This window comes from Erwinia sp. QL-Z3 (assembly GCF_004551645.1).
GTDB classification, from domain to species: Bacteria; Pseudomonadota; Gammaproteobacteria; order Enterobacterales; family Enterobacteriaceae; genus Erwinia; species Erwinia billingiae.
The window spans coordinates 1,875,595-1,893,238 of the sequence record NZ_CP037950.1 but is presented as its reverse complement, the minus strand read 5'-3'; the positions used below and the strand labels follow the sequence as shown (position 1 = coordinate 1,893,238).

18 protein-coding genes are annotated in these 17,644 nt (G+C 57.3%); 7 read left to right on the top strand and 11 right to left on the bottom strand.

Annotated elements, in window-relative coordinates; translation table 11 throughout:
- Position 1: 1 nt before the first annotated feature.
- From tssL to tssB, 4 genes are read right to left on the bottom strand one after another with little or no spacing between them, the layout of a single operon-like run.
- Entirely contained in the window at positions 2–655 is a 654-nt protein-coding gene (gene tssL / locus E2F51_RS09270; RefSeq protein ID WP_134823282.1) for a type VI secretion system protein TssL, short form, read from the bottom strand.
- Positions 652–1,989: a type VI secretion system baseplate subunit TssK gene (tssK, locus tag E2F51_RS09265; RefSeq protein ID WP_134823281.1), complete on the bottom strand. Its 1,338-nt coding sequence runs from the start codon at positions 1,987–1,989 to the stop codon at positions 652–654. The genes tssL and tssK overlap by 4 nt, the downstream gene beginning before the upstream one ends.
- 15 nt (positions 1,990–2,004) lie before the next feature.
- Entirely contained in the window at positions 2,005–3,552 is a 1,548-nt protein-coding gene (gene tssC, locus E2F51_RS09260; RefSeq protein ID WP_134823280.1) for a type VI secretion system contractile sheath large subunit, read from the bottom strand.
- A 28-nt stretch (positions 3,553–3,580) separates the two neighbouring features.
- Positions 3,581–4,078, bottom strand: a complete 498-nt coding sequence (tssB, locus tag E2F51_RS09255) for a type VI secretion system contractile sheath small subunit (RefSeq protein WP_134823279.1) — start codon at positions 4,076–4,078, stop codon at positions 3,581–3,583.
- A gap of 503 nt (positions 4,079–4,581) precedes the next feature.
- Here tssB and umuD point away from each other — a divergent pair.
- The 3 genes from umuD (at position 4,582) to dld (ending at position 7,236) form a co-directional block, all read left to right on the top strand.
- The gene (gene umuD / locus E2F51_RS09250; protein ID WP_013200442.1) at positions 4,582–5,001 is read left to right on the top strand and encodes a translesion error-prone DNA polymerase V autoproteolytic subunit; all 420 of its coding nucleotides are present in this window, start codon (positions 4,582–4,584) and stop codon (positions 4,999–5,001) included.
- Positions 5,002–5,014: 13 nt separating this feature from the next.
- The gene (locus E2F51_RS09245) at positions 5,015–5,398 is read left to right on the top strand and encodes a hypothetical protein (RefSeq protein WP_013200441.1); all 384 of its coding nucleotides are present in this window, start codon (positions 5,015–5,017) and stop codon (positions 5,396–5,398) included.
- 143 nt (positions 5,399–5,541) lie between these two features.
- Positions 5,542–7,236, top strand: a complete 1,695-nt coding sequence (dld, locus tag E2F51_RS09240; RefSeq protein WP_013200440.1) for a D-lactate dehydrogenase — start codon at positions 5,542–5,544, stop codon at positions 7,234–7,236.
- Positions 7,237–7,305: 69 nt separating this feature from the next.
- Here dld and E2F51_RS09235 read toward each other — a convergent pair whose 3' ends face one another.
- Together E2F51_RS09235 and E2F51_RS09230 are read right to left on the bottom strand one after the other, a co-directional pair.
- Entirely contained in the window at positions 7,306–7,890 is a 585-nt protein-coding gene (locus tag E2F51_RS09235) for a YceI family protein (protein WP_013200439.1), read from the bottom strand.
- Positions 7,891–8,003: 113 nt separating this feature from the next.
- Entirely contained in the window at positions 8,004–8,771 is a 768-nt protein-coding gene (locus E2F51_RS09230) for an IclR family transcriptional regulator (protein ID WP_134823278.1), read from the bottom strand.
- 89 nt (positions 8,772–8,860) lie between these two features.
- Between E2F51_RS09230 and E2F51_RS09225 the strand changes: the two genes are divergently transcribed.
- On the top strand, positions 8,861–10,021 hold the full coding sequence (locus tag E2F51_RS09225; RefSeq protein ID WP_134823277.1) for an MFS transporter: 1,161 nt from the start codon (positions 8,861–8,863) through the stop codon (positions 10,019–10,021).
- A 3-nt stretch (positions 10,022–10,024) separates the two neighbouring features.
- Here E2F51_RS09225 and E2F51_RS09220 read toward each other — a convergent pair whose 3' ends face one another.
- Entirely contained in the window at positions 10,025–10,882 is an 858-nt protein-coding gene (locus tag E2F51_RS09220) for an SDR family oxidoreductase (protein ID WP_134823276.1), read from the bottom strand.
- A gap of 115 nt (positions 10,883–10,997) precedes the next feature.
- Here E2F51_RS09220 and E2F51_RS09215 point away from each other — a divergent pair, with 115 nt between their 5' ends.
- Positions 10,998–11,411 carry a helix-turn-helix domain-containing protein gene (locus E2F51_RS09215; protein WP_013200435.1) on the top strand — a complete coding sequence of 138 codons (414 nt, stop codon included), beginning with the start codon at positions 10,998–11,000 and terminating at the stop codon, positions 11,409–11,411.
- A 38-nt stretch (positions 11,412–11,449) separates the two neighbouring features.
- Here E2F51_RS09215 and E2F51_RS09210 read toward each other — a convergent pair whose 3' ends face one another.
- From E2F51_RS09210 to E2F51_RS09200, 3 genes are read right to left on the bottom strand one after another with little or no spacing between them, the layout of a single operon-like run.
- A complete protein-coding gene (locus E2F51_RS09210) occupies positions 11,450–12,865 on the bottom strand; it encodes a cytochrome c (RefSeq protein WP_134823275.1) in 1,416 nt (471 codons plus the stop codon).
- Positions 12,866–12,867: 2 nt separating this feature from the next.
- On the bottom strand, positions 12,868–14,457 hold the full coding sequence (locus tag E2F51_RS09205) for a GMC family oxidoreductase (RefSeq protein ID WP_134823274.1): 1,590 nt from the start codon (positions 14,455–14,457) through the stop codon (positions 12,868–12,870).
- 26 nt (positions 14,458–14,483) lie between these two features.
- A complete protein-coding gene (locus tag E2F51_RS09200) occupies positions 14,484–15,005 on the bottom strand; it encodes a sugar dehydrogenase complex small subunit (protein ID WP_134823273.1) in 522 nt (173 codons plus the stop codon).
- Positions 15,006–15,186: 181 nt separating this feature from the next.
- Between E2F51_RS09200 and E2F51_RS09195 the strand changes: the two genes are divergently transcribed.
- Entirely contained in the window at positions 15,187–15,603 is a 417-nt protein-coding gene (locus E2F51_RS09195; RefSeq protein WP_134823272.1) for an NUDIX hydrolase, read from the top strand.
- A gap of 56 nt (positions 15,604–15,659) precedes the next feature.
- Here E2F51_RS09195 and E2F51_RS09190 read toward each other — a convergent pair whose 3' ends face one another.
- Positions 15,660–16,685 (bottom strand): Gfo/Idh/MocA family protein, encoded by a 1,026-nt coding sequence (locus E2F51_RS09190; RefSeq protein ID WP_134823271.1) that lies wholly within the window; start codon positions 16,683–16,685, stop codon positions 15,660–15,662.
- Between the two features lie 151 nt (positions 16,686–16,836).
- Here E2F51_RS09190 and E2F51_RS09185 point away from each other — a divergent pair, with 151 nt between their 5' ends.
- Positions 16,837–17,616, top strand: coding sequence for a 2OG-Fe(II) oxygenase (locus E2F51_RS09185; RefSeq protein ID WP_106381934.1), 780 nt, complete (start codon positions 16,837–16,839; stop codon positions 17,614–17,616).
- Positions 17,617–17,644 lie beyond the last annotated feature (28 nt).

Sequence of the window (17,644 nt, the reverse complement as noted above, 5' to 3'; positions counted from 1 at the left end):
CTTACCCCGGCCTGACGATCTGGCTTACCAGCTCGGAAAGCGAAGACGAAAGGAAGAACCACAGCGCCACCAGGGCGACAGCGGCCACAACCCAGGTCAGCCAGTACCAGCGACGACCACTGCGCAGGCGTGATGCCCGGGCAACGATGGGGGCGTCCTGTGCAAGCGTAAAGGCCGGCACCCGTTCCGCGAGTTCGCGAACAATATCTTCCCGACGCTCATCATCCTGGGCGCGATATTGCCCCACGAACCCCAGCTGCACGGTCCGGTACATACAGGTCAGGACGGCCGCGTCAGGAGCGGTTTCTTTCAGCAGGTTGCGGATCCGTTCCCACAATTCTTCGCCTGCATTGAGAGTGCCAAAGAAGTGTGCCTGCAGCGGGTCACGACGCCAGATCAGGTAACCATCATCGGTGGTTCCCCGGTTCATCACGCTCTCATCAAGCAGTGCACACAGGGCATACACTATATGGTCACGGCTGATGTCGCTGTATCCTGCCTCCGTGAGCGCCGCTTTCACCTCCTGCACCAGACGGCAGGCCCGGCGATAGAGCCCTTCCCCGTCCCGGACTTCCTGACCGCCCCGCAGCTGGCTGGCCATCAGCCAGCCCGGGTAGAAGATACGTTCTATCTGGCTGAGTTCGGTTTTATTCATGAGCGCAGCACCGCAAAGAGTTCAAGATTCACATCCCCCAGTGAGCGCGGGGTGTAGAAGGTACAGCTGGCCATCTCAAGCATTGCGCGAGCCGCCTCAGTACTCAGATCCAGCGAGAAATACTGGTTCTCAAGGCGTAACGGAATCGCGGCCGGCACATGGGTGAGCGGCTTGATAACCATCCCACTCAGAGCCACATTCACCACATCGGACACATCTTCAAAGCTGCCCGCTTTACACAACTGCGGGAATTTCGTCTGAAGTTCATGGTTCGGCATGGAAGAGCGTACGGAGAGATAGAAGTCTGCCCCTTCGCGCAGGCGCGCATCGTGCAAGGCACCTTTCCAGATCTGATCCTGATGCTCCAGGTGGATACTCACCACCCGCGACGGCAGGCTAGCCTCCAGCAGCTTGTCGAGCAGTGCCAGCAGCGGCGGGAATACCCGCTCCGGTGCATCGTGCTGATAAGCAGGAATATCGCCGGCGTCGTGCTCCAGTGAAAAGGTCAGCAGACTGCCGGCCAGACGGGTCAGTTCGCGGTACAGCAGTTCCGGGTGACGATCCGGCGTCTGAAGCAGTTCCGTCAGCACCGGCTCGGCGCTGTTCAGGGCATTGAGCAACCAGAACAGGGAAACATCCGCGACCGCAAAGTCGGCCATCCGCTCATTGCTTTCACGACGCATGGCCATCAGGCGACGACGGCGGGCCTGCAGACGGACCAGCAGATCACCCAGTTCGGTGGCAAGCCACGGACTGGCTGCAACAGAAAGCATCGGCGGGATAAAGGCCGGGTCACGGCTCCACTTTCCCTGCGCATTACGTACCAGCCGGGCGACCGGACAGGTCAGGTATGCCGTGTTTTCCTGGCTGGACAGACGCAGGGTCAGTGCATGACGCAGAATCGCAAGTTCCCCGCTTTCATGCCCGGCCAGTTCCTGCACCACCACACGCTCAGCTTTCCATCGACGCGGACGCTCACTGTCCTGACCGTTATCGAGGTTGCCACCACTGGCGCTCAGTAGCGGTAGCGCGACAACCACGTCGACAACTTCACTGCCAGCTGCAACAGACAAATCACAGACCGGAGGAAGCGTGTCTGCCAGGTCGGTATCAACAAGGGTACCGTCCTGAAAGCGCACTACCAGACGGTTGGCGTTCAGGCGCGAGAGTGCCAGTGCAGCATCATCAAATTCTGCCGTAACCACGCCCCAGGGATGAGAAATACCCATCCGGGCGACCATGTCGGCAACGTGTTCACTCCAACGAGCCTGCTGCTGGAACTGTTGTGGGGCCAGCATGGCCCCGTCAGTCCATAACGGACGGTAAATTTTCATCCCTGTTAACCCGCCTTACGCTTTCGCCTTCGGCATCTGGGAAACCAGAGACAGGTTGACGTCCATGCCTTCCACCTGGAAATGTGGGATGGCGAACAGCCTGACGCGGAAGAAGCCCGGGTTGTCTTCGATATCTTCAACAATCACTTTGGCATCGCGCAGCGGGTGGGAGGCCTGCAGCTCGTCGCCCGGATCGGTCATTTCGGTTACCAGTCCGCGCACCCAGGTGTTCAGCTCCAGCTCGAGCAGGCGGCGATCCTTGGTGGTGCCGATATTTTCACGCTGGATCAGCTTCAGATAGTGCGCAATGCGCGACAGCAGGAAGATGTACGGCAGGCGCGAGTTGATGCGGCTGTTGGCGGTGGCGTCTGCGGTGTCGTACAGCGCCGGTTTCTGCGTCGAGTTGGCGGAGAAGAAGCACGAGTAGTCGCGATTTTTGTAATACGACAGCGGGATAAAGCCGAGGTTGGCGAACTCAAACTCGCGGGTTTCCGGGATCATCACCTCAGACGGGATTTTCACCTGATTGCCGGTGCCGAGGTCGTACAGATGGATCGGCAGATCCTGGACGGCACCACCGGCCTGCGGGCCACGGATCTGCACGCACCAGCCGTTGTTGATAAAGCTTTTCACCATGTTGGCGGCGAAAGCGAACGAGGCATTGGTCCACAGGTATTTGTCGTGGTCCGGGCCTTTCACCTGTTCAACGTAGTTAAAGCTGCGCACCGGCACGGTGTCCGGGCCGTACGGCAGGCGACCCAGCACACGCGGCATCACCAGGCCGATATAGCGTGCGTCGTCGGTTTCACGGAACGCCTTCCACTTGATGTATTCGGCGCGATCGAAGTAGTTGCCGATATCTTTGATTGCCGCCACGTCTTCCATATTGTCCTTCAGGAAGAACTGCGGGCCGGCGGAGCCGATAAAGGGCATATGCGCGGAAGCCGCGACTTTAGAGATATTGCGCAGCAGCGCCACGTCCTGCGCCGAAGCGTCGAACTCGTAGGAGGAGATCAGTGCGCCAATCGGCTCACCGCCCGGGGTGTCGTATTCGGCAATATAGGTGTGTGCGTACAGCCCGCTCTGGATGATTTCCGGCGCGTCTTCAAAGTCCTGCAGCAGGTCCGCTTTCGACAGGTCCAGCACGTCGATCTTCACGTTCTGACGGAAGTCCGTTTTATCGACCAGCGACTTCAGGCCGCGCCACAGGGATTCCACCTGCTGGAAGGCGTCGTGATGCATTACCGCATCGAGCTGACGGCTGATCTGCTCGTCCAACTGGGCGATATGGTGGTCCAGCAGGGTCTTGTCGAGCTTTTCAACCGTTGAACCTGACTGATTCAGGCACTCAACCAGCACCTTCATCGCCGCGGTGACGCGTTCGTCGACGCTGGCATCGGACATCGCCTGGCTGTCCTGCCAGATATTCAGGTCGCTGAGGTGCGTGACCGGATTGAGATTGATTTTTTCAAACAGTGAAGCATAAACGCCGCCCGCAACGGGGCGATCCAGCACGGTGGTGGTTCCGGCAGAGGCGGTTTCATTTTGAACTGACATCAGCATTCTCTCTATATCATTCCGTGAAGGGGGATCAGGCTTTTTCAGGCGCCAGCGCAGACAGCTCGCTACGCAATTCGTCACTCAGCGCCGGGTTTTTCAGGATGGTTTCCAGCTCCTTGCGGAAGGTGACGTTATCCAGCAGGTTGGCTTTGAGATCGCGCAGCAGGTTGCGCATCGCCAGCATGGCGTTGAGTTGCGGGATCTGGCGGGCAACCTGCTCCGGCGTGAAGTCGTTCATATCGCGGAAGGTCAGCCTGACGTTCTCTTCGCTGCCGTCGCCGGCGAGGGTGTTCTTTACAGAGATGTTGAGGGCCGGAGAGAACTCCGCCAGCACGCTGTCGAAGTTGTTTTTATTGACGTTGATCTTTTCACGCTCAGAAAGCACCCGCTGCTCCTGACCGTTGCTGAAATCGCCGGTCACCAGCAGCTTCAGCGGCAGCTCCATCTTTTTCTGGGCGTTACCGGTATGAACATCCAGCTTGATATTTACTCGCGCTTTTGGGATCTCGTTCTGATAAGAGTTGCTCATATTTATTCCTGTAAAAATGGGCGCGGAAAGCAGGCGTTACGCACACTTTCCCTGTGTGTACCGGCGCGACTATATAGCAGTCAGTTTGAGATGAGCAATATTAAATATTCGATATTTATCATCGATTTATATAGTACTTTTCTTATAGTTTTCGTTAAACCCATGATTAAAAAACGCATTAATAATAAGATTCGTCCGAAAAATAAACAAAAACGTTCCTTTTTCACCGCAGGAGTAAAGGTTAATGCTGATGCAATATCATTACATTTAGTTAACTGTTCAGTCTTATGATTGTCAGTGAGGATGATTATCATGGTGGTCGCATTGCCTGAAGGCGGCGGGATGACGGGTTGCGGTAACACGCGCAGGAGGTGAAATCGAAATTAAGTCTTAGTTAACATATGATTAACATGATTCCGCTAAAAAACTCCGCTATCAGACTTGATCGCTGACCGCAAATGATAATACTGTATTTATATACAGTAATTTTGCGAGTCACCATCATGAACCTTCTCCAGATTGCCGAAGTGCGGAAAAGCCTGCATTTGCCCCTTTTTCTATCCCGCGTGCCTTGCGGTACGCCTTTTGCGGCCGGAGATGATGTCGGGCAGCGTCTTGATCTCAATAACCTGCTGATCCAGCGTCCAGACTCGACCTACTTTATTAAGGTCAGCGGCGAGTCAATGAAGGATGCCGGGATCAACGATGGCGATTTACTGGTGGTGGATAACTCGTTGACGGCGGGCCATGGCGATATCGTGGTCGCCGCTATCGACGGTGAGTTCACCGTCAAAAAACTGCAGCTGCGGCCCACGGTGCAGCTGATCGCGATGAACGCGCGCTGGGCACCGATTGTGTTGTCCGGGGAAGATAAGCTGGAGATTTTTGGCGTGGTGACCTTCACCATAAAAGCGATGGAATAACACAGAGGCAGGTATGACTGAGTTGATCAAATATGATGTTACGGGTGAGGTACTGGCTTCTCATGCGGCCAGCTTTCCCTCTCCTGCACGCCACGAAATCAAATTTCTGTTCAGTAAATTGCAGGATTTGGTGCCGACCAATCACGACTGCTACCTGACCTCCTGCAACGGCACGCTGTGCATTATTGACCGTTACCGTCCCGCCATTGCCGGCAGCCGCGTGCTGGTCGAGCTGGATGGCAGCTGCAACTGGGCACGGGTCAGGCAAAATCCGCCACAGCTGGTCACCGATGACGGCGAGATCATTGAAGGTGAGCAGCTGGATGACGCGACGGTGATTGGCGTGGCCATTCGTGAAGTGGTCTCCACTTATCTGGCACCGCGTCCCTGCCTGTAAATTCAGCGGTATGGGTAAAAAGCAGCCGCACAGAAATCACAGTTTTTCGCCGATGTGCTCTGTAGTATGGAACCTTCAGGCCCAATCAGGCTGCCGCCTTAGCGCGGCCGCTGCTGGACAGGTTACATTCAGGAGCAGTTCAGATGGTGAAGGATTCAGGCGTCATTACCCGGCTGGAGCAGGTATTGGGTAAAGAGCAGGTGCTGACCAGCGAGGACAGCAAAGCGTATTACACCAAAGGCTTTCGCGTCGGCGGGGGCAACGCGCTGGCGGTGGCCATACCGCAAACGCTGATGCAGCTTTGGCAGGTGCTGCAGGCCTGCGTCGCCTGCGACACCATCATTCTGATGCAGGCGGCCAATACCGGCGTGACCGGCGGTTCAACACCGGATGGCGCAGACTATGACCGCGAGGTGGTGATTGTCAGCACCCGCAGGCTGAAAGGGGTGCAGGTAATCGACCAGGCCCGCCAGGTCCTTGCCTTCCCCGGCAGCACGCTGACCGAACTGGAAAAGGCGCTGCTGCCTCACGGTAAAGAGCCGCACTCGGTGATCGGTTCATCCTGTATTGGCGCGTCGGTTATCGGCGGCGTCTGCAATAATTCTGGCGGCTCGCTGATCCGCCGTGGTCCTGCCTTCACTGAAAAATCGCTGTTCGCGCGCATCAATGCGGATGGCTCACTGCAACTGGTTAATCATCTGGGTATTGAACTGGGCAGCACGCCAGAAGAGATGATTGCTAACCTGGAATCGCAGCAGTTCACCACCGGCACGGCGCCAGACTGGGAAGGTAAAATCTGGGCCGATGATTACGCCGCGATCCTGCGTAATGTCGATGCCGACACGCCAACCCGCTACAACGGCAACGTACAGTACCTGCATGACAGTTCCGGCAGTGCCGGCAAGATCGCGGTCTTCGCGGTGCGCCTGTCGACGTTCGATGCCAGCGACCGCACCCGCACCTTTTATATCGGCACCAATGATGAAACCGAGCTGGTTGCCCTGCGCCGTTATCTGCTGGAAGGGCTGTCGGAATTGCCGCTGCAGGCGGAATATATCCACCGCGATGCCTTTGACCTGACCGTGCGCTACGCCAAACATATGTACTGGGCGATCAACCGCTTCGGTCCTGAAGCCCTGCCGCAGCTGATGGCTAACAAGGCGAAATGGGATATACGGGTAAAAAACCTGAAGGTCCTTCCTGCTAACTTTGTCGATAAAGTGCTGCAGTTTGCCAACAATGTGACGCCAAAAGGGGTTGCCCCACGCATTCTCGATTACCGCGAGCGTTTTGAGCACCATCTGATGATCAAAGCGGAAGCCCGCCATGCGGATGAGTTGCAGCGGCTGCTGGACACCTTCTTCTCCGATCGGTCGGGTCAGTATTTTGCCTGCGACGCGCGCGAAGAGCGGGATGCTTTCCTGGTGCGTTTCGGCGTCGGCGGCTGCACCATCTCTTATTGCGACTATAAAGGAATTAATACCGACCAGCGGCTGATCGCCTTTGACGTGGCGTTACGTCGGAACGATACGGAATGGCGAATTAAATTACCGCAGGCGTTGCAGGATCAGGTGCTGGAAGACTCGTGCTGTGGGCACTTCTTCTGCTTTGTGAATCATCAGGACTATATTTTGAAACCCGGCGTGGATGCGCTGGCGTTTAAACATGATGTGCTGGAATACCTCGATCGGCGTGGCGCGAAATATCCGGCGGAGCATAACGTCGGCCATCTTTATCATGCGTCCTGTGAACATGAGTCGCATATGCGTCAGCTCGATCCGACCAACAGCTGTAATCCGGGGATTGGCAAAACCAGTAAGAAGAAGTTCTGGCAGTAGCGCAGGCAGGGAAATTGCGCAGGAGGACGATAAGCAGTGCGGAAAGCAGGCCTTCCGCACTGAAAAAGCTTATTTCGCGTAAGCTTCGGTAGAAATAGTCAGCTTCACGTCATCGCTGACGGCTGGCACGTATTTATCCAGCTTGAAATCAGAGCGCTTGAAGGTGGTGGTGGCGTCAAAGCCAACCGCCTGCTTCTTCACCATCGGATGCATACCCTGCTTATTCAGTACCGCGTGCAGGATCACCGGCTTGGTAATATCTTTGATGGTCAGGTCGCCGTAAACGTCCATTTTATTTTTCCCTTTGCTGACCACTTTGGTGCTTTTGAAGGTCGCGGTTGGGAATTTAGTCACGTCGAAATACTCAGCACCTTTAAATTCGGTGGTCAGCGCGTCAACATGGGTATTAATGGTGTCGACCGGAATGGAAACGTCCACTTTTGATTTCGCCACGTTGCTATTATCAAAATCAATATTACCGGTGATGCCAGATAAATCAGCCGTAGGATGCGAAAAACCAAAGTGCGTCCAGGAGACAACGACCGAGGTGTGGCCTGAATCCATCGCATAGCTTTCAACCGCAGCCGCAGAGAACTGAGAATATAACGCGGCGGTAATGAATAACGGGACGGACATTTTTTTGATTAAGGACATCAATCTAGCCTTTATTTTCGCGAAGTGTACTGCTGATAGTGCAAGATTAATCTCTGTGCCGATAGTGAAGATATTTGACCGGGTCTGTCAAAAAGATTAGCCGACACGCGAAATTACTTTCCCGCCAGGGATTCTATTTCCGCTTTGGTTTGTAATAACGCACGCAGTAAACTTTCCAGCCGATCGTCGAAACGGAGGGTGGGCACCGCCACCGACAGCGCATAACGTTCGTTACCGGGCAGGTCTAACACCACCGCCAGCGCACTGACGCCCAGCGCATGCTCCTCGCGATCGATGGCCATGCCCTTATGCCGGACACTGCCGATATCCGCCAACAAGGCTTCCCGCCCTACCCGCGTATTGACCGTGCGCTGCTCCAGCGGCTGCGAAAGCAAAGCCTGCAGCTGATCGTCAGGTAGCGCGGCCAGCAGCGCTTTTCCCGGCGCGGTGGCATTGACCGGGAAGGCGGTGCCCACCGGCGACACTACGCGAAGCTCCTGATCCGACACGCATTGCTCTACCAAAATGGCATGCAGCCCGCGAAACACCACCAGATCCCCCGTTTCCCGCGTTCGACGCGCCAGCGCTTCCACCGCCGGTCTGGCGAGCGCCACAATATCGGTATGCGCAGCCGCCGCCAGTCGGGCCAACGCCGGACCCAGCGTCACGCCTTCCGCCGTTTGCATCACAAACTGCTGCGCTTCCAGCGAGGCCACCAGCCGGTAAACCGTGGTGCGGGGCAATCCGCATTGACGCGCAAGCTGGGTCAGACTCAGCCCGGAAGGGCAACTCTCCAGCACTTTCAGCACCGCCGCCGCCCGGGCAATAACCCCAGACTCACCTTCTGCTTTCACCGTCGATCCTCCTGCGGCCATTGACATTGACGCACTCTCCCACGACACTTATACCACTATACGGACACACTGTCCACTATTCGGACGGTGCGGACGTTTTTATTATGGAGAAGACCATGAAGCAGATTTCTACCGCCGGGGTGTTTACGCTGCTGGCTATCGCCTGTCTGACCATTATGGTCGGTTGTGTGATTGTCCCAGGATTGCCTTCTGTTGCCGCCCATTTGGGCATTAGCGGGCAGGCCAGCTGGCTGATCACCCTGCCCTCGTTGGGCGTGGTGATGTTTGGGCCGATTGCCGCCAAAATCATTGAAAGTAAAGGGCTGTATCGCTCGCTGATGGTGGGTCTGCTCAGCTATGGCGCGTTAGGCGCCGCCGGGGCTTTCCTGACGCATCCGGCGGTGCTGTTCGCCGACCGTTTTCTGTTAGGCGGCGCAACGGCGCTGGTGATGTCAGCCGGAACCGGGCTGCTTTCCAGCTTCTTTAGCGGCGAACAGCGGCTGAAGATGATTGCGCGTCAGGGCATGTCGATTGAGCTGGGTGGGGTGATTTTCCTGTTCTTTGGCGGGCTGCTCGCCACGGCAGGCTGGCGCTGGCCATTCAGTCTGTATCTGTTTGCCTGGCTGTTTTTACTGATGCTGCTGATCTTTGTGCCCCGCCCGGATGAAAGCCGTTATCAGTCGGTTCTGGAAGAGGCCGACGCGCCAGCGACCTCGCGACTGATCCCGGTTTATCTTGCCGCGTTCTTTTCGATGGTGTGCTTTTTCACCGCAGTGATCGTGCTGCCTCTCCAGCTGCATGGTCTGGGCTATAACGAAGCGCAAACGGGTTATTACCTGGCATTTATTTCGCTGATGGCGGTGATTGCCGCCTGGCTGATGCCGCGCGCGGTCAAAGGGCTGGGAGAGTTTACGACGCTGTATCTGGCGTTTCTGGCCTATGCTGCCGCGCATCTGCTGCTGGCATTTTCTTCCGATCCCGGTGGCTTGATCGCCGCAGGCATTCTGATGGGATGCGGATTTGGTCTGTCGGTGCCGCTGGTCAATCATCTGGTGGTTGAGCACAGTCCGGTCAGTCGCCGGGGACAAAATCTGGCTTACCTGTCGATGGCGATTTTTTCCGGGCAATTCTGCTCTTCTTTTATGGAGCTGATGCCTGGCAATCGCAGTGGGATTTTCTGTGGCGCGGCGGGTATCGCGTTGATGGTGGTGCCGGTGTTGTGGCGATTCCATGCCAGCCAGCATAAAGAAGCACGGGAGAGTCAGACTCTCCCGTAATCATCAGCCTTTGGTCACGAACGCTTTGACCACATCCTGCCATGGGGTGGTCGGATGTCCGGTCAGTTTGCTCAGGGTGTGGCTGTCATCAAACAGGCCGCCTTTCGCTGCTGCGGCATCAGAATCCGCCAGCATCTCTGCCAGCCAGTCCGGCAGGCCTGCGCCCTTCAGCGCGGCGGAGAGATCGGCCTGTGGCATATCGATATACTGGATCTCTTTGCCGCTCTGGCGGGCAATCTCCGCAGTGAATTCCGCCAGGGTGTAAGCGGTATCGCCAGACAGCTCATAAATCTGACCCGCAGCCTCATTGCCAGCCAGCACCGCAGCAGCGGCTTCGGCATAATCCTTGCGGCTGGCGGAGGCAATCTTGCCTTCGGCTGCTGCGCCAATAAATGCGCCGTGCGTGATGGCCGGCGCAATGCTGGCGGCATAGTTTTCGGTATACCAGCCGTTACGCAAGATGGCGTAAGGCACGCCAGAGGCGATCAACGCCTGCTCGGTGGCCCGGTGTTCCGTTGCCAGTCCCAGCGGGCTGGTGTCCGCATGCAGCAAGCTGGTGTAGGCCAGCAGAGACACGCCCGCCTCTTTCGCCGCGGCGATCACCGCTTTATGCTGCGCCTCACGCGCGCCGACTTCGCTGGACGAGATCAGCAGCACTTTTTCCACGCCACTGAAGGCACTGGCCAGGGTTTCGGGTTTGGCATAGTCGGCCTTGCGCAGCTGCACGCCCAACGCCGCCAGATCCGCCGCCTTTTCTGGCGAACGCACGGCGGCAATAATTTCCGCGGCAGGCACTTTCTTCAGTAAAGCATCAATCACTAAGCGGCCCAGTTGGCCCGTCGCACCGGTAACAGCAATCATGATCATCTCCTGTGGATTTTAATAAGGTGTGGCGGCCGCTGCCGCCGAAATCGCTTTCACCCAACCAGCCTATGCCATACACTAATCAAAAGTAAGTACTTACAGGAATGTTAGTGTGAAAAAAAATCAAGATGTGGCCTGTGACTCGCTCAGCGAAAAGTTTCGCCGGGGTGAACTGTTCGATGCCAACTGCCCCTCACGCGACGTGCTGAAACGGCTAACCAGCCGCTGGAGCCTGCTGATCCTCGTCGCCTTGCAGGATGACACGCTGCGCTTTAGCGAACTGAGAAGAAAAATCGGCGGCATCAGTGAACGCATGCTGTCGCAAACGTTACGATTTATGGAAGAGGATGGCTTTGTAGAGCGTATAGCCTATGACGTTATTCCGCCACACGTTGAGTACCGCCTTTCGCCCAGCGGACATGAAGTGCGGGGCCAGGTGATCGGGCTGGCAGACTGGATTGAGATGAACCTGCAACAGATTATGGATCATCGCCGCCAGTATGCCGGCGACGTTGAAAAAGCGTAACGCGTCCCCCGCCAGACCGCGCAGGGGACGCCTCGCCGTTAACGGCGTTTTCTTTTGCTTACCAGGCGATACAACGCAAACAGCACCAGCAGCGCAACCCCGCCGCCAACCGCCATCAACACGTTGACGTACCGCACGATAAACGGCGCATCGCCACCGGCACGCAGGGTTTTCACCTGCTCAGCCGTCACCTGCGAGTCGATATTGGCAAAGTGGCTGCGAACGTAGTTGGTGACGGACGCAATTTGCGCATTGTCCAACTGCTGACCGAAGGCCGGCATGCCGACATCGCTGTCACTGCTTTTACGGTGGATCCCGTCGACGATGGTCATCACCAGGTTGCTGGCCGTCTGACCCGAGACCGCGCTGTTGTGGGTCAGTGACGGATAGAAGTTATCCTTCGTGCCCTCGCCTGCGCGACCGTGACAGCTGGCACAGGCGCCACTGTAAAGCTCCGCGCCATCGGTGCTGCGGCTGTCGGCCAGCGACGCCTGATCGCCCTGCCCGCCGATCACCTGATTAATATCGGTCGCTTTCACCGGCTGGGTTGCCGCAGGTGCGGACGGTGTGGCGATCGCCGGGACCTGTTTCATCCATGCTGCAATCGCCTGCAGATCGTCATCGTTCATATGCTGGAAGCTGTGTTCCACCGCTTCGCCCATCGGCCCGGCGGCCTGCGCTTTGCCGGCAAGATGCCCGGTTTTCAGGTAGGTGACGATATCATCCTGACTCCAGTCGCCAATGCCACTTTTGTCCGGGGTGATGTTCGGCGCATACCAGCTTCCCAGCGGGCTGCCCGCCAGCGCCTGGTCGCCTTTTTCGGCCATCATCATATTGCGCGGCGTATGGCAGGTGCTGCAGTGCGCCAGCACATCCACCAGATACTTACCGCGATTCAATTGATCGGACGCGCCCGCCTGCTTTTCAAACGGTTTATCGTTGCGATACAGCAGGTTCCAGCCCCACATAATCTGGCGAATGTTGAACGGGAAGCTCAGGTCAGTTTTCGCTTCCGCCGGAATATCCGCCGGCTTAACCCCTTTCATAAAGTAGGTGTAAAGCGCGTGAATATCCTCGTCGCTCATCGCGCCGTAAGCCGTGTAAGGCATCGCCGGATAGAGGTTACTGCCATCGGCTGCGACGCCTTTGCGCACCGCATCCGCAAACTGCTGCTCGCTGTAGTTGCCAATGCCGTACTGCTTTGATGGCGTGATATTACTGGCAATAATCCGCCCCATCGGCGAGTCGATGGCATAGCCACCGGCAAAGGGCGCACCGTCTTCTTTGGTCTGACGGTGACAGGCACCGCAGTCAGCGGCCACGGCGGTGTATTCACCGCGTTTAATTAATGCCGATTCATCGGCCGCGCTGTCCGCCAGCGCGGCGGCAGAGGCCAGCAGGCTGCCCACCAGCACGGCGCTTTTCAGCAGAGAATAAGATCCAGACAGTTTCATGATCAGATCTCCCGCTCAATAATTTCGGCCAGACGAATACTCAGCGCGACGCCGGTCAGCGTGGGGTTAATCACCCCGGAAGCCGGGATAACGCCGGTTGTCGCCAGGAACAGGTTGCTGTGATCCCAGCTCCGGCACTCGTGATTCACCACCGAATCTTTCGCATTGTCACCCATGATCACCGTGCCCATCAGGTGGTCACGGTTCTGCCAGCCGGTATTGTCTTCTATCACTTCACCGCCCATCAGGCTGACGAACTTTTTGTAGTCGGCATCCACCACCTTCTTGCCGGCCTTCACATAGTCATCCACCTCGTAATTCACCGTCAGCATCGGAATGCCGAGCGCATCTTTACGGGTGGTACTTGGACGCACGGTGTTGGTCGCGTGCGGCAGGATTTCGAACACCGTTGAAATATCGACCCAGCGCGCGGCCTGATGGCGGATCTGTTTATCCAGCTCGCTGCCAATCACACCCTGGCCGATCAGACGCTGTGCCACCGCCATATTCGGCACGTTGTTGGACACGGCATGCTTGATCGCCGCGTGATTTTTACGGAAATCCCCGTCGCGGTAGTTAAAAATCCCGCCCTGCTGAACCGCACCACGGCCAGGCCACATCGGTTCGTCAGCGAGGAATTGCAGGCCCATCCCGGTGTGGTCCATCAGGTTACGGCCGACCTGATCGGAACTGTTGGCCACATCAGAAATCAGCAGCAGTTTTGGCGTTTCCAGGCCATGCGCGGCAACGATAAAGTATTTGGCGGTCAGTCGGGTATCCACCCCTTTGGAGCTGCGCACGTGCACCGCGACAATCTTGCCGTCGCTGCCTTTTTCCAGCTTCCACGCGGTGGAATCGGTCATCAGCTTCGCACCGGCATCTTCCGCGTGCTGCGCGTGCTTATCGCCGCTGTACATCGAGCCGATAGGGCAGACCGGCATACAGTTGTTGTTGCCGCTGCAGGCCGGACGACCGTCGTAAGGACGCGTCGCACGGGCGTTTGGCTCATGGATAAAGTGATAGCCTGACGGGCTGAGGCGCGCTTTCAGGCGCTGGAACAGATAGGTTTCGCCTTCTGGCTCCATCGGATAGGGTTTGGCTCGCGGTGGGAATGCGCCGCCAGCCTGACCGCTCTGATCGTCGGTATCGCTGCCGCAGACGCCCAGCGCCTCTTCGGCTTTCTGGTAAAAAGGTTCCAGCTCGCTGTACTCCATCGGCCAGTCGCGGCCAACGCCATACAGGGTTTTCAGCTTCATATCGTTCGGCAGATAGCGCCAGCAGGCGGATGCCCAGTGCCAGGTGGTGCCGCCGACTAACTTCAACATTCCCGGGCGGAAATCAAAAGAGCCGACGTTTTCAATGTACTGCTCGTCGTAGGAGTGATGGGCCCAGGGCTCGTTGGGATACGGCGAGTTGTAGTTGCCTTTTTTGGAAGAGTTACGGAAATTCTCGACGATTTTCCAGCGCGGGATCTTCTCACCGGCTTCAAGAATAATCACGGATTTACCCGCGCGGGCGAGCGTCGTCGCGGCATTACTGCCCAACGCGCCGGACCCGACGACAATCACGTCGGCATCAAATTGCTTGTCCATGGTGTGCTCACATAAATTGGGAAAAATTAATCGTTTTTCAGGGTCGCTGGCGGCTGTGTCCAGTAATTGGTATGGCCCCGGGAATAGGTCGGGATCACCGTGGCATCGAGCGTCGGTGCGTACATCAAGGCGTCGGTGTAGGTGACAAAGCGGGTGTTATCCCCCGCCCGCAGGCTTACTGGCGTGCCGGTAAAGCCCAGATACCATGCCGAGACGATTTTCTTCGCCGTCGCACCGGTATTGGCATCGGCCATAATGGCGTGGCCATTAAGCGCGTCTGCCGAAGTGATCCCTGCCGCGTTCAGCGCCGCCGCGAGCTTTTGCAGCTTCTGCGGAAACTGGCTATCCTCTTCGGTCAGCCCATTCAGCGCCCGCTGCGCGACCAGTGAGCTGAGCGACGCTTTACCGGTCAGCAGCTGCGAAATGGCCAGAAACTGTGCGCTGTCGGAGCTGGACGCAGGCGTGGCAGCCCACGAGAGCGCGGGGCGAAGCACGGCAAACCCCAGCAGGGCCGCACCGGAAGTCATAAATTGTCTGCGCGATAACATCGTGATCATCCTTGTTGATAAAGTGTGATCCATTTCACGTTATAACCCCACATTTGTAAATGCTTTGTAAACCAAGGGAATTATTAAGCAGCGCTGATAACAAACCCAATACATAAAACTCACCAGCTGAATCCATTAAGCTAACAATGGCGGATTCACCCGGCCCTCGAAGGAGACAGAAATGACCCAGCCAAAAATTGGCGTAGGCGTACTGATTGTGCGGGAAGGCAGGCTGTTACTGGGCCGACGCAGGGGAAGCCATGGTGTAGACAGCTGGTCAGCGCCCGGCGGACACCTGGAATTTGGCGAAACGCCAGAGGCGTGTGCGCGCCGGGAAGTGCTGGAAGAGACGGGTTTGGTTGTGGGAAAACTGGCTAAGGTCGCGTTCACTAACGACTTTTTTATCGCCGAGAAGAAACACTACGTTACGCTTTTTATGCTGACGGAAGACATTAGCGGCACGCCGCAGCGCTGTGAACCCGACAAGTGTGCCGGATGGGAATGGTTTTCCGCCGATGAATTGCCGCAGCCGCTGTTCGCCCCACTGGAAACACTGCTTCAGGAAGGCGGCCTGTTGCCTTTACTGACCGGCCGCTGATGCCCCAGCGTATTTAGAGGCATCGGGCCAGTCGCTCATACAGACCGCTGAGGCGCTTATTCCAGCGTCACCAGCCGCCCTTCTTTGGCGCTCAGTAACGCCGCATCCAGCACTTCCAGGGTCATAATCGCCTGCTCGGGCGTGACAGGAGGTGCGGTCCCTTCCCGCACGGCCCTGGCGAAAGCTTCGTAATAGGCGTGATAGCAGCCCTGAGCGGACGGCACGCGTTCTTCACCCGCCGCCGTGCGCAGCGTTCCCCACAGCGCCTGCTCTTCATAGCCCCAACCTTGCAGATCGTCGGCCGGCCGCTTTCCGCCAAAGATGGCGTTGGCCTGCACGTCCGTGCCGTTGGAGACGTAACTGCCTTTGTCGCCATAGGCGCGGATATCGCGCGCGGCCAGGTGATTCAGCTTGCTGGATGAGATATGCGAATGCACGCCGCTGGTGTGCGTCAGGGTGATGACAAAGCTGGCATCGGTCTGGCCTTCCGGGCGGTCAACCCTATCCGTCTGTGCCAGCACCGATTTCACCGGCCCAAGCAGCCACACCGCCTGATCGACCAGGTGGCTACCCATATCACGCAGCAGGCCGCCGGTTTCGCCGCCCTCCAGCGTATGAGGATCGTCAAGATCCATGCGGTTATGCAGCCGCCACAGCTTGCCGACGCGCTGCTGTTCCAGCACATTCCGCAGCGTCAGAATATCTGCGTCAAAGCGGCGATTATGATAAATGCCCAACACCACGCCTTTCGCTTTCGCGGCGGCGGCCAGTTCGCGTCCGGTGGCGGCATCCGGCGCAAACGGCTTATCGGCAATCACCGCCACGCCCGCCTCAATCGCCTCCAGCACCAGCTCCCGGCGGGTTTGCGGGGGTGTGGTGATGGTGACGATATCCACGCCCGCGTCCAGCATCGCGGTCAGGCTTGGATAGATCGGGACATCCGGAAAATCCGCCTTCACGCGGGCAATGGTGGCCGGTGCTCTGGCGACGATCCCCACCAGCTCCACGCCTTTTGCCGCGGTAATAAACGGCGCATGAAAGTTCTGACCGCCGGTGCCGTATCCCACTAGTCCAATTCGCATGCGTGGCTCCTGTTCGATGTTGATCACAATTTAGCTTTTAACTTTAGTCAGTTAACCATAAACCAGCCAATCAGCCCGGCGAATATCTGGTGAGCAAGACCAACTGGCAGTAGAGTAAGAAATCCTGATAACTGATGACGATGAGCGTGTGATGACCCAGCTGGCCCCGATTATCAATTTGTCCTCCCATCCGATTATGGATGCCGAATACCTTGCCAGTTGCAAAGCGTCGCTGGACGACAGCGGTGCGCTGGTCCTGCGAAATTTTCTGACTGCCGACGCGCTGGACGCCATACGCCAGGAGGGTGAAGCGCAGCAGCATCTGGCGTTTTATACCGCCAGCAAGCACAACGTTTATCTGAAAGCGCCGGATGACGCCTATGCGGCCGATCATCCGCGCAACCATCAGATTGTCTCGTCCAAAGGCTGCATCACGGATGATCAGGTGCCCGAGCACTCCCCGTTGCGCACGCTGTATAACGCCGAGGCATTTAAAGCGTTTCTGTGCAGCGTGCTGGGCGAGCAGCAGCTGTATCCCTATGCGGATTCCCTCTCCTCTATCAATCTGCACTATGCCCACACCGGCCAGGAACTGGGCTGGCACTTCGATAACTCGTCGTTTGCCATCACCCTGCTGATCCAGAAACCGCAGGGCGGCGGCGTGTTTGAGTACGTCAGCAATCTGCGCAATGCTGAAGCGGGCGAGATGAATTTCGAGGGTGTGGAAAAGGTGCTGCACCAGCAGCAGCCGGTCGAGAAGCTGGCGATTAATCCCGGCGACCTGGTGCTGTTCCGCGGCCGCAATGCGCTGCACCGCGTCACGCCAACCGAAGGCGATACCAGCCGGATGTTGGTGGTGCTGGCGTACAATGCCCAGCCCGATATTGCCCTGTCCGAAACCGCCCGCATGACCTTTTACGGCCGCCTTTAAATCTGCGGCGGCCAGATCGTCCCGATAA